Source organism: Sphingomonas sp. OK281 (assembly GCF_900115295.1).
Lineage (GTDB): Bacteria > Pseudomonadota > Alphaproteobacteria > Sphingomonadales > Sphingomonadaceae > Sphingomonas.
Genome location: NZ_FOVZ01000009.1, coordinates 1 through 12,311 on the forward strand (window position 1 = coordinate 1; position 12,311 = coordinate 12,311).

The window sequence follows — 12,311 nt, forward strand, 5'->3', positions numbered from 1 at the left end:
ACCCGCTATGATCGATGCCCGACGGTCTTCTTCTCCGCTATCGCGCTCGCCGCCACTGTCATCTTCTGGCTCTGATCAACGAGTCCTGAGCCTAGGCGTCAACCGTCGGTATCTTGGCCAGCGTCAATTGTCGGGAGCTTACCGTTTTGATGATTTACTGGAGACCTCGGTGGGTAAACGGTTTGGGGACACGTTCTGTGCTCTTCTAGCGCAACCAGAAATCACTCTCGCGTTGTGACTCCTTTCAGGACACGGCCGAGCACCGTCTCGGCATCGGTTGCCGGCACGAAGACGCGGGTCCGGTAGGCAATGATCTCGGTGAAGCAGCCTAGAGATTTCAGCCAAGGCAACTGCGAGGCGGGTGCGTCCACGATCTCCACCCTCCGGTTGCCGTTCACGATCGATCGCCGGAGCGTCATCGGGAACGGCCGCACGACGTCGACGCTGCGCCCTGAGAGAACGGAACGTGCGATCGCGTCGACCGGCAGATCGTCGGTCTTGGCGATCCCGAGCTTGGTGTAGAGCTGGACGACGTGCTGGTCGAACACGAGACGGCCTAGCCACGAATTGCCATGGGCGTCCGCAATACGGTTCACCGCGAGGTGGTCCGACGGCAGCGCCGACCAGATCGGCAGCAGCAGGCCGGTCGCCAGTCGGATCGTCTCGGTATCGACCTGACCCGCCGCCTCGGTGACCTCCGCGCTCCATTTGGCCTCGAAGGTCTCCCGGTCGACAACGTCCCATGCCGTTTCCAGCAGATCGGCCTCGCGCAGATACTCACGTCGGCAGGGACGCTGCAGTTCGATGCGCGCGATCGGCTGGCCATCGTCGTCCATCCACGACCGTGCCCGGGTCCGGAGCGCGGCGCGCCCCGACCGGGCGTTTACCACGAACGCGACGTCGTCCTGCCATTTTGCGAGGTCGAGGATACGTTCGAGCGAGATGGGATTCTTGCGGCGGGCGATCTCGATCGTGAGAAGGTGCGAGGTCGCGCCCGACAGTGGATCGGTGCGCAGCAACGTGTCGTCGAGGACCGTCGCGGTATCCGCCGTGATCGTCTCGACGCCGACATCGAGCGTGCCGGCTTCGCGGGCTGCGGCGACGCGGGTTTCGACCAGCGCCAGGAATTCGTCGAAGATCAGGTTCTGGAGCCCGATCGGCAGCGCAAGCAGACGGTTCAGCCAGCGCTGGATGGGCGGCAGCTCTTCCTTCAGGACGCCGTCATTGTCGTGCAGCTCGAGGCCGGTGCGCGAGCAGAAGTCGTCCATCGTCGTGCTGGTCAGCTTGCCGCCATCGAGGAGCGCAAACCATGTCAGGAGTGCATCCTTGGCATACTCGCTTTCGAGATTGTCGGCCGGATCGAACAGGTTTTGCCCGCCGGTCTGCCGCTGGCCGCGCGTGAGGGCGCCAAGGCTGTCGAGGCGCCGCGCGATCGTCGAGGTGAAGCGCAGCTCGCCCTTGCAGTCGGTGGTTACCGGCCGGAACAGCGGTGTCGTCGCCTGATGGGTACGGTGCGTGCGACCAAGCCCCTGGATTGCGCGATCGGCACGCCAGCCGGGTTCGAGCAGGAAGTGGGCGCGCTGCTGCTGGTTCTTCGCATCGAGGCTGGCATGGTACGAGCGCCCAGTGCCGCCAGCGTCAGAGAACACCAGCACCCGCTTGGTGCCGGCCATGAACGCTGCGGCCTCAACCTGCGAGGACCGCCCCGAGCGCGTCTCGATCTTTTGGCGACCGTCCGACGTCGGTACGAGACGCCGCGAGCGCCCCGTCACTTCGGCCACCATGTCGGTGCCGAAATGCTCGATCAGCGCGTCGAGTGCGGATTTGGTCGGAGGCAGTGCACAGATGTGCTCGAGCATCTGGTCGCGGGCCGCGAGCGCGTCGGGGTTGTGGACCGGGTTGCCGAGCTCATCGCTCATCGGCGCCGAGCGCGCGGTACCGGTGTCGTCGGTATAGGTCTGCATCTGCCGCGTCGGGAACGCCCGCATCAGATAATCGGCGATATACTCGGTCGGTGACAAATCTATCGTCGGATCCGCACGCTCGTCGGCCGACATCTGGGCCAGGCGTCGATCGAGGATCGCCTCGGCGGTCGTGACCAGCTGCAGCACCACCGACTGGTCAGCCTTCAGATGCTGTTCGACCGCGGCGATGACCGTCGGCAGCTTCATCGAAAGCAGGACCTGCCCGAAGAAGCGCTGCTTGGTTGATTCCAGCCGTGAGCGTGCCGAGGCCTTGGCACCGCTGTTGAGCGTCGTCTTTTCGAACCCGTCGACGACGCCCGTCAGTTCCAGCGCCTCTTCCATGTTCTGGTGAATGACGCTCCAGGCGTTGGCATAGGTGTCGTAGATCTCGATCTGCGCCGGCGTCAGTGCGTGCCGTAGCACGTCGTACTCGACGCCGGCGAAGCTCAGCGCGCGCGAGGTATAGAGACCGAGCGCCTTCAGGTCGCGCGCCACCAGTTCCATCGCTGCGATCCCGCCCTTGCGAATTTCGGCAATGAACGCCTCGCGGTCTGCGAACGCGGTGTCGGGTCCCCACAGGCCAAGCCGCACCGCGTAGGCGAGGTTGTTTACATCGGATGCGCCGGTTGCCGAGGCGTAGAGGACCCGGGCGCCGGGCAGGTTGTTCTGCAGCAGCACGCCGCAGATGCCCTGCTGCGATCCTTCCTTCTTGCCCATCGCGCCCTCGCCACCGGCGACGCCGCCCATCTCGTGCGCCTCGTCGAAGGCGATCACCCCGTCGAAGTCGGAGCCTGCCCAATCGAGGATCTGCTGCAGGCGGCTACGGTCGGAACGCATCGAGCGCAGCGTCGGGTAGGTGACGAAGAGCACGCCCTCTTCCAATTTAATCGGCTGGTCGATCTTCCAGTTGGAGACCGGCTGTACGTCGCCCGACATGCCACCGAGCGCTGTCCAGTCGCGACGCGCGTCTTCGAGCAGCGGTTCGTTCTTCGACACCCAGATATGCCGGCGACGACCTTGTAGCCAATTATCGAGTATGCACGCCGCGACCTGTCGGCCTTTGCCCGCCCCAGTACCGTCGCCCAGAAAGAAGCCCTTCCGGTAACGGCTGCCCTCGGGATCGATGGTGAGCCCGACGCCTTCCTTGGCAGGCTTGAACGACCCGGGGAGCAGCTGACCCCAAGCATGGCCGGCATAGACCACGGTCTCAAGCTGCGATGAGGACAGCATCCGCTCCGTCACCGTCCGCTCCGGAAGGTGGGCAATGTGCGTCGGAATGGGTGCGGGTATCGAACCCATCGCCACGGATTCCACCAGCGCGGTCGGGTGGTCGCCGGCGACGTCGAACACGATCCGGCTTGGCCGGTAGGGCAGATAGCAACCAACCTGGTCGGCCAGAGGTGCGGCCGCAGCTAGCGTTCTGTAGCTGACCGGCAGTACGTTGTTGCGCACCGGTGCATGATAGGTGCGAGCAACCGTAGCCTTGGCTTGCCGCGCCGCGCCGAACAGGCTGGGTTTGGGCACCGGTAGTGCCGTTATCGGGGTATCAGCCACCAGCGAGGCCCGCGGCGGGATGGTCACGGCGTCGAGGAAACCCGCGACCGAGCTGCGCTGGATAACAGTGTGCGAGGTGCCGCCTGCCACCTTGTCGATGACGTAAAGTCGCACCGCGATATCGGTGCCGTGCTTGCGGTAGCAATGCTCAAGCCGCAGCGAGGTGCGAACCGTGCAGCCGGTCAGCACCGCCTCATAGGCCGCTTTCAGCCGTGCGCTTGGCGCGAACCAGTCGGGCATGATCGCTACCACCCGACCGCCCTTTGCGACCCGGCGGATCGCTGCCTGGAGATGGCGAAGCGCAGCAAGATCGTCCGCGCCGCGACCGACGGTGCGCGAGAAGGGTGGATTCATCACCACTACGGTGGGCTTTGGCAGCCGCGCGTGCAGACTGACCAGCGCCGCGCCGTCGTGACCAGTGACGATCGCATCCGGGAAAATGCCGGCGAGGCGTTCGCGGCGTTTCGTGTCGATTTCGTTCAGCTGCAGGCTGGCGCACGCCGGTGCCTGGACGATCAGCAAGCCGTTGCCGGCGCTGGGTTCGAGGACGATGTCGTGCGGACCGATCGCGGCCATCAACACAGCGATCGCCGCAATATCGACCGGCGTCGAGAATTGCTGGAGGTCGATCTGTTCCTCGCTGCGCACCGTCTGGGTCGGCAGCATTGCCATGACCGCCGACGCCTGTGCCACGTCAGCCATGCCGTTGAGCTGGTAAGGCCGCGACGCGAGATGGAGCGCAATGCCATGTTCGAGCATCTCGAAGCTGTCGCGCTGCGTCCAATGACCGTCGGCGTCCGAGCCGCTAAAGGCCGCTGTCATCGCCTGATTGAGATCGCGGCGGGCGATCGGCGTGCCCGATGCCAGCAACCCGGCAATGCGTGCCGCTGCACTGTGATCGCTGACGGGCGGAAGATCGAGCAAATCGAACATGGCAGGTTCCCTCAGGTTGCACTGCCAATCCGACAGCTCACCGCCTCCCTCCCTCTCCCCTCTTTGCCGCCTTGAGCGCTTCGGCCCAGTCCTTGTAGCCCACCGGGTAATCGACCTGGATGACACGACTATCGGATGCGAAGCGGGCAATGCTTCGCGCGACCGCACGGCGTCCGGCGAGATCATTATCGCCCGCGAGGATCAGCTTTGTAACGCTGTCAGGGATCGTCACTAGATCGAGCCGGCGCGATCCGAGCGTCGCCCAGCAAGGTAGTCCGCGGATCCGGGACCAAGCCCGCGCCGTCTCGAATCCTTCGGCCAGGCCAATGGTCGCACTAAGGCCACCGCCCCGCCATGCCCCGGTACCAAGCGTGCCGAGCGTTGCCTTCTGAGAATAGCCTCCATCGGGCTTCAGGAAGATGCGCTGAAAGGCGACCAGGCGCTGCGCTTCACGGACGCCGATCAGCAGTGCCGGCTTGAAGACAGTCATGGGTTTGGGACCTAGCGGACAGCGCGGATGGAAGCGGACGTCGGTTGGCACCGGCAACAGTCCCCTCGAGGCGAGGTAGCGCTCGGCCAGGTTACCGGAGACACTTACCGCCTCGCTCCACAGCCGGTCGATGTTGGCCGTACCCTTTGCCTGGGCCGGAACGGGCGGTTCATAGCGGCGCCCGATTGGTATCCGGACCAGCTCACGCAGGATGTCGCCGGCGTCGCACCCGGCAAAGCAGGTCACCAGCATGCCGCGGTCACCCTGCCTGATCGAGAGGCTTGGCGTACCGTCGGTATGCGCGGGGCACCGACACATCGCACTGTTCCCGTGCCAAGTGCCGCCAAGCGCGCCGACCAGATCGACGAGGTGCTGGGATGGTCGATTGGCGATGATAGCCATATCCGATACCCTTTAGCGCGCACCGGCAGGGACGCCGGCGATCGCGTAGAAGGTCTTGTCGCGATTGAAGTAGCTGGCGATCTCCTCGACAGCCGCTTCCGGGTCGGATGGCAGGTCGCGCCCCGTTTTCTTCGTCACATAGGCGGCCAAAGCATTTTTGGCGGATATCTCGCTCGGATGGAAATCCAGGACGTCCTTGGCGCCGTGGTCCCTTACGAAAAGGACGTACTTGGTCATGGCTACAGGCCTCGTGCTGAAGGCTGCCTTTTACCGGCCGCCCTGGGATGGAAGGGTTAAGGCCGCTTTCCGCGACCCATTTCTTACCCTCCCTCTCAACTCCATTTTTTTGACGGACCAAGTGGCGCACCGTCTCATTTACCAGCTGCAAAAATCTCGCCGCTAAGCTTCTCGTGGAACTAGAATAATTCTGCGCCGGTTTGTCGACCGCGCCCTTCTTCATTCGAGGTGTCGATGAACCAGTTTTCTGAAGGCGAGATTACCAACTGGATCGCCATTTATCTGGCAGCGGCTATGTGCTGCGCAATCGCTATGGCCATGTCGGTGTTCGTAACGGCCCATGGTTTGTACCGGGACAAGGCCTGAGGAGATGTTCGAAGTGTTCGTGGCGCCGTGATTTTTCTGCCAAAAGCATGGTGGCGCTGGCAATAGCTTTATCTACTATCGGCACCGGTGACGCTTGGAATATTTATCTATTTCGCTGCGACAACGACTTGGAGCTGATCGCTCAAATATCCAGGGCTCGAAGTAATTTGGTCGATGCGGAACTCTGATCCATTTCGGACCTATCGAGCGTCACGAGATCACCCAGGACCGCCATGCGAGGGTGCGTCACTGCCTTAGCAGCTTCGTACTCGTCGCTGTCAAAACCCATTGCCTCCACCACCACCGTCCGCAATTCCCCCGTCATGCGCGACCTCGCCTCCAGGATGAAATCCGGCCGGCAGGGGCCGTTTGGTGTCATTGAATCGAAGAGCGGCTTGCTGATGGCCATGTCGACACCCCGGGCGTGCAACACGCGCTGGGTATCGAGGATCGCCAGTAGCGCTTTCCGCTCGAAGTCGGATTCCACAGGTACGAACATACGCCCATTGTAGATCGGCTGCGCATAGGCTCGCAGTGGCGCATACCCGCGCGCCTCGGGATATTCGCCGGCGACGACAAGGACGATGTACGGTCCGCTGATGTGGTTACCTCGGATCGAGGGCGACTGGACGCGCGTCGCGATGGTGACGGGTTCACAGTCGGGCACATGGATCTCATTGCCTTTGATCGCCTTGGCATAGAGCGCCACGAAGCCTTGCGGAGCATGCGTCTTGGGCCATCTCGGCGCCAGTGCGCGTAGCGTGCCATAGACCGTGTTCGTCTCGAGGGGGCGCGCGTGGGTCCAAAAGGCCCGCGCCAGCTCGACACCGGGCGCGATCTCGATCTTGCCGGCCGCACGGCCTAGCGCTGCGAACTCCTCCCTGATCGACCATTCATAGCCCATACCCAACGGGGCAATCGTATTGCAGCCGGCGCTGTCGAGCAGGCGCCAAAGGAGCCGCGCCAGCCGCGGGGTCGAGGCGCTGCGAGTCCGATCGTCGAGACTGTCGTCCTCAGGCCGCTGTGCGAGTTTCTCCGGCGCCGGTCGCAGAACCTCGAAAAAGCCTGAAGGTGGATCGGTCGGGGTGTTGTGGGACCTGACTTCCGTGATGCGATTGGTGGCCTGGTCGCGGAAGAAGGGGCAATCGGTGCGGTGCTCCGGCCGCTTGGTGCTGGTCAACCGGCGCAAATAGTAGGTTTCGGCCTCGGAGAGGTAAGCCGGCGTCAGTATGGGCGGGGCCATTCCCGGTCCCCGACAGCCGCAGGCGATCCAGCGGTGTCCAATCCGGGCATTCTGAACGAGCGTGACGCCGGCCTGTTCGTCGTGGAACGAGCCTTCGCCGACATACCAGCGTACCAGCGCCTCATGGAGCGGTGCCGGTAGTGGGATCCGATCCCGGCTGTTTCCATCGGTATCGCGGTGAATCAACCACATGTTCGGGTGACCTTTAGGCGCTGATCTTGGTCAGTTTCGTTAGGCCTGATGCTCTTGACAAGCATAAACCTCTTGATCTCAACTCTTGGATATCACGTCGTCTGGGGGTTTTCCGTGCGTTATCCACTCGCTGTTGCTGGCCTATGCGTCGGTCTGGTCGTTGGTTCGCAAGCCGTTGCTTCGCCAAAGGGATCGGCGTTCCGCAGGGTGCAGCTGATCTCGATGACCGGGAGCCTGCCGATCTCCGACCCTGGTTCTTCGCCCGACGTCTCAGCATCGGCCGTAGCGGACGGGGCAACGACACTGCCTGACGGTTTCCAGGCCCATGATCTCAGTCGACGTTACGTGCAGTTCAGGATGCAGCAGGAGATGGCTGGAGCCGCAGAGATCTCGCCCGGCGTTCCCGTCGTGCGGCGTGAGCCCCCGGGCGTCGCAGCGTTTTCTTCGATCCAGGTTCCAAACTGGCTCCGTGGCGGGATCGTCATTCAGCCGGTGCCGTTCAGGCCGGGCTGCACACCGCTAACCTATCGTCCGTCGGGTTTTCTAGCGCGCCGCGCAGAGGCACGCCGCGCAATTTATTATGGCATGATGAGCGCGGTCGCATGTGAGCATGACATTCCGACAGGGTTGTTCGATGCGATGATTATCCGCGAGAGCGGGTACAACCCAATCGCAACCTCGACCGCTAACGCCTACGGCCTTACCCAGCTGATGTCAGAGACAGCGATTGGCCTTGGCGTCGATCGATATGATCCGCTTCAGAACATGCGTGGCGGTGCCCGTTATCTTCGTCAGCAGCTCGATCGATTTGGGCAAGTCAACCTTGCTCTTGCCGCGTACAATGCAGGGCCAAGTCGCATCCGGGGGCGGCTGGTTCCTCGTATCTCCGAAACACAGACCTATGTGACGGACATCATCACAAACTGGTCTCGACTGACCACGACACCGGAATCGCCGGCGCTCCTTCCGAAACCCGGGTTTCGTTACGTAGCCTATACTCGGTATTGATCACAGTCTTTCGGCCGCCTGAACAAAATTGAAAAGTTGCAAGAACGTGAATAGATATCGGATGTCGGCGCCTGACTTGGTCTATTTGACAGTGTCCGATCAGAATTCTTCGGCGTTACTGAGAGCGCGCTAGCCAGATTTACTTATGAACGCCGATGTTATTCTGTGGGGATCGTAGCTGGTAAAGTCTATACTGGTGGATCATTGCCGCCTACATTATTGCCTAACCGACAGCCTTTGGCGGTAGCACGAGGCGCCTTCAGTGCCATACCTGCGCCAGGGTTATCATCGCTGACGCCCCCTTTCTGCAGAGCAATCGCTTCGCATCTTGCATGCACCCAGCAACCAACATGCAACATGCATGCACGATGCATGCAAGGACGTCGTGGTGTCTTGAGCGATTGTGCCCAGTGATCATGCTTTGTAGTGATCTGCGCAAAGAAGGACCGGTTGCCTACGCTCTGCGTACTGACCATAAAAAGTATAATCCGCCAAGCAACGCGATAAGTTCCCTAAAACCGAATGGTCCGCGAATATAACGGGACGAGGGCTGGCAACGGATAAAGGCAATGCGCAACAGCAATGTAAAACACACACACCACACTTGCACGATTGGCCAACTTGATTATGGTCTACAAGTCTTACTAGGTATGATTCATTCAAATATCTGGGCTTTATAGTAAAATATCTAGATATAGCCGTAGATATTTAGTAAATCCTCAGGACAACCACAGATGCGTTCTAATTCGGGGCACTCACTAGTATCTAAAAACCCGTTACTTATTGAGTAATACTGAACCTTACATCGCACGTCTTCTCACGTGGCTTCATGATCACGATAGTTTCAGTCTTTGACGTCTTGCGGCCGATCTTATCTAACGTCGGTGCGTCTGGAACGATCTCACGGATGACAATGCTATAATCGGGCAGCCGATCCTCTGCAGCGATTTTCTTGAGCTGCATCTTAAGAGCTCTCAGGGGGGCGGTAGAGCCGATTTTTGCAGCGAGGATTTCTAAGGAAACTTCGGCGGATTCTTCGCGGCTGTAACAATGCGCAAGCTCATAAAGCCGCCTTTCGATCGAACCGAGCCGGAAATAGTCATGGTGATAGTCGTAAATGCGGCTATCACGCGACACAGCTCGTACCAGCCAATCACAGATCTGTACGCGCACCGGCATGAGCTGCTCGCCACCATTCGGCATGGCCCGGGTCATGGCCTGCGCTTCTGCGAACCATGAGAAAAATCCCTTGGTCCCGATCGTGCCCGTCTTGATGTTGGTCCTAATTTGCGTTCCCTGCAGACGCCCGAGCGCCTCGATGAACCGATCGTAATCCCGTTTGGACGGCCGAGCCACGCCGGTAGCGCGGAAGAAATCGTGAGCATTGAACGTAAAAACGTTGATCACTTCGCCCGTCTTGGCGAGATGCTGGCACATCAGGGATAACACATAGATCAGGACCTCTTTGTCCCACATCGTGGCAATCCCGTTAGCGCTCGGCTTCAGCTCAATCTGGACTCCCTCCATTTTGAAGGTCATCGGATCCATCTGGGGACGCTTGGCCAGCGAGAAAAGCGGGAAATCCATGATGCTTTGCTCACCACGCACCTTGCCGTGCAGCGGACTGTCTAGCACACCGAACAGGCTTCCCTGAACTTCGCCGTGTTTCTGCAGTGCCATGATCAACCCGCCTGTATCGATTGCGGGGCCCGTCATACCTTCAATTCGCGACGATGGCATTGGGTTACGGTCACGGCGTTTGCGATAGCACGTGGATTCCGCCAACTCAGGAGCCTACAGGTCCGATCAAGGCTCAAAGGCTCAGGCAAGTTTCCCCACGGCACGTGCTATCGCAAACACCGTCGTGACTTTGCCGAGACACGACCGGTGGCATCATCAGGTCCGGATCGTTCGACGGACGAGCCCCGAGATCAGGGTGCCGACGGCAGTTGCTCCGGACTCTGCTGCAAGCCCCTTCATCGCGGTTAAGCGACTGGAATCCTTCAGTCCATGCAACGTTCGGCCGAGATTGAGCTCGCCCATCATGGCCTTCGCCGTCATCCCGCGAAGATACGCGCCGGGGCGTCGGACCTCACCCGCACGGTATTTTTGAAGAGTTGCGAAGACGGAGGCTGTCGCACCCCGACTTCCCATGACGCGGATAGCGTCATGAAAGGCACTTTGGCTGATTCCCGACTGATTCGCTGCCCGCTCTGCAACTGCCGTTAGCTCGCCCCAGGATCGATCGTGACCCAGCAGGTCGTGGCACAGGTCTGGAGCGACATCGATTATGAAGCCTGGCGTTACTCCATGCTTATCCAGATCGGCATGGACTGCCGTGTCGGCATTGGAACTCGGTTCGACCCATGTACTACTCCTCTCCGGTAAGCCTCTACGGGTACCTGCTTTAGCAGGTTGAAGGTGGTTTGTAGTTGTAAAGTGAGTGTCGCGTAGGTCATCCGCGCATGAACTTTTCATATAGCCTGCAGCTTCGGTATTGGACGACAGAACAGCCTCAAGGCGCTGGGCGAGCGTGTTCGAGGCGTCTTCGATTTGCTGGACACACGACGTGAGAAGGCCCGTATCGCGAACGCCGCGCATCTGATCCGTTGCCATAAGCGCCAACGCGAGAATTTCCTCTGCCCCCGGCGCGTCACAACCTTCATCGAGCAATGTCTGGGCCATCACTCTGATCTTTCGTCGCGCGGAAGCCAGCCGTTTCCGTAACACGGTGATGACCTGATCCTCGGCAATGCCTCGCGCTGCGCGCTCCAGAAATTCCGCGTACCGAGTACCCACCGGCGCGAGAACGATTCCATATCCCCAAACGATTTTCCCACCTTCCGACCGTCGGCCTCCCCGATGGCCATTGGGACTATCAAGGAAGCTTACTAGTCCAAGCGCCTGGGCCTGATTGAGCAGCTTCTGGACCTGCCTGACGCCGACGCCGAGCTTCTGGCCCAATAGCTCGTTCGAGGGCCATACGACCGGGAGAGTATCGCCGCCTTGCCAATCCTGAGGCTTCGTCCACGCGAACAACAGGTCGACAAGCGCTACCACGCGTAAAGGGATAGCCATGTACGGCGCCGCTCGTTTTAACGCGGAGAGTGCGTTCGACGGACCGACCGTCTTATCCAACCCACGAAACGTATCCGTTAGGTTCGACGCGATGGCGGTACGCTCGTCGTAACGACGCAGCCCTCTGCCGGGATGATGCGCGTGGTGCATATGGGTTCCCCTTCGGGTTACCGAGCAAGCAGCCGACACCGTGGCGCGAAATCGCGCTTTGGCATTGCGTCGTCAGGGAACCTCCCCTAAATAAGAGGTGCGAGGTCGTCTTTAGGGGCGTTCCGAAAAGCCCGGCCTTGTGTCGGGCTTTTCACTTTTAGCGCGGTTTCCTTGTCTCTGTTACACCTGCCCGGATGGGCAGGCCGCGCCGCACGGATTGACCGGCTGGTCGCAGGTCGAAGTGTTAACTGTCCGTTACGGACCCGTCCTAGCTTTTGAATCGTGCTATCGATGACAGCGTGCATCTGAATCACGTGCTATCGGTGACAGGGTGGCTGCACTGCACGTGCTATCGCAAACGCCGTCGCGATCGGGACTCGTGCTATCGAAAACGCCGTGGCTGCGGGGCACGTGCTATCGCAAACGCCGTCTCCGAATCGGCAAAAAGCCACCCAGACAAAGCAAGAGGAACTTGGTTTGCTATTTGACCCTTACCTTTTCGGCAGATACTAGAATGGCTGCGCCATCAACTGAGTATCTCAGTCGGTCGGCAATTTTCGGTCGTGCACAGAGGAAAGAGTAAGGTGGTCCCTGTCTGTCACCGATTAACCCGAGATACTACAGGCCTAGATATCAGTTCTTGATTTCAGCGTCAGGGTGATATCGAACGAAGATAACGATCCATCACAAGCAA

8 protein-coding genes are annotated in these 12,311 nt (G+C 60.4%); 2 read left to right on the forward strand and 6 right to left on the reverse strand.

Annotated features, from left to right (window positions below):
- Nucleotides 1–221: 221 nt before the first annotated feature.
- From BM244_RS20870 to BM244_RS20880, 3 genes are read right to left on the reverse strand one after another with little or no spacing between them, the layout of a single operon-like run.
- The gene (locus BM244_RS20870; protein ID WP_093400851.1) at nt 222–4,451 is read right to left on the reverse strand and encodes a strawberry notch family protein; all 4,230 of its coding nucleotides are present in this window, start codon (nt 4,449–4,451) and stop codon (nt 222–224) included.
- 37 nt (nt 4,452–4,488) lie between these two features.
- Nucleotides 4,489–5,343, reverse strand: a complete 855-nt coding sequence (locus BM244_RS20875; RefSeq protein ID WP_093400852.1) for a DUF7146 domain-containing protein — start codon at nt 5,341–5,343, stop codon at nt 4,489–4,491.
- Between the two features lie 12 nt (nt 5,344–5,355).
- Nucleotides 5,356–5,580 (reverse strand): hypothetical protein, encoded by a 225-nt coding sequence (locus BM244_RS20880; RefSeq protein ID WP_093400853.1) that lies wholly within the window; start codon nt 5,578–5,580, stop codon nt 5,356–5,358.
- Between the two features lie 234 nt (nt 5,581–5,814).
- Between BM244_RS20880 and BM244_RS23830 the strand changes: the two genes are divergently transcribed.
- A complete protein-coding gene (locus BM244_RS23830; protein ID WP_302847310.1) occupies nt 5,815–5,946 on the forward strand; it encodes a hypothetical protein in 132 nt (43 codons plus the stop codon).
- A gap of 142 nt (nt 5,947–6,088) precedes the next feature.
- Here the strand turns inward: BM244_RS23830 and BM244_RS20890 are convergent, their stop codons facing one another.
- Nucleotides 6,089–7,381 carry a hypothetical protein gene (locus tag BM244_RS20890; protein WP_093400854.1) on the reverse strand — a complete coding sequence of 431 codons (1,293 nt, stop codon included), beginning with the start codon at nt 7,379–7,381 and terminating at the stop codon, nt 6,089–6,091.
- 114 nt (nt 7,382–7,495) lie between these two features.
- On the opposite strand from BM244_RS20890, the gene BM244_RS20895 reads away from it, so the two are divergent.
- A complete protein-coding gene (locus BM244_RS20895) occupies nt 7,496–8,389 on the forward strand; it encodes a lytic transglycosylase domain-containing protein (RefSeq protein ID WP_254784698.1) in 894 nt (297 codons plus the stop codon).
- A gap of 780 nt (nt 8,390–9,169) precedes the next feature.
- On the opposite strand, the gene BM244_RS20900 is transcribed toward BM244_RS20895, so the two are convergent.
- The gene (locus tag BM244_RS20900; RefSeq protein WP_093400914.1) at nt 9,170–10,069 is read right to left on the reverse strand and encodes a replication initiator protein A; all 900 of its coding nucleotides are present in this window, start codon (nt 10,067–10,069) and stop codon (nt 9,170–9,172) included.
- Between the two features lie 216 nt (nt 10,070–10,285).
- Nucleotides 10,286–11,617 (reverse strand): plasmid replication protein RepC, encoded by a 1,332-nt coding sequence (gene repC, locus BM244_RS20905; RefSeq protein WP_093400855.1) that lies wholly within the window; start codon nt 11,615–11,617, stop codon nt 10,286–10,288.
- Nucleotides 11,618–12,311 lie beyond the last annotated feature (694 nt).

What these genes read in the sequence shown, in the direction of transcription:
- BM244_RS20870 (WP_093400851.1), bottom strand. Translation starts at nt 4,451, where the DNA reads ATGTTCGATTTGCTCGATCTTCCGCCCGTCAGCGATCACAGTGCAGCG.
- BM244_RS20875 (WP_093400852.1), bottom strand. Translation starts at nt 5,343, where the DNA reads ATGGCTATCATCGCCAATCGACCATCCCAGCACCTCGTCGATCTGGTC.
- BM244_RS20880 (WP_093400853.1), bottom strand. Translation starts at nt 5,580, where the DNA reads ATGACCAAGTACGTCCTTTTCGTAAGGGACCACGGCGCCAAGGACGTC.
- BM244_RS23830 (WP_302847310.1), top strand. Translation starts at nt 5,815, where the DNA reads ATGAACCAGTTTTCTGAAGGCGAGATTACCAACTGGATCGCCATTTAT.
- BM244_RS20890 (WP_093400854.1), bottom strand. Translation starts at nt 7,381, where the DNA reads ATGTGGTTGATTCACCGCGATACCGATGGAAACAGCCGGGATCGGATC.
- BM244_RS20900 (WP_093400914.1), bottom strand. Translation starts at nt 10,069, where the DNA reads ATGGCACTGCAGAAACACGGCGAAGTTCAGGGAAGCCTGTTCGGTGTG.
- repC (WP_093400855.1), bottom strand. Translation starts at nt 11,617, where the DNA reads ATGCACCACGCGCATCATCCCGGCAGAGGGCTGCGTCGTTACGACGAG.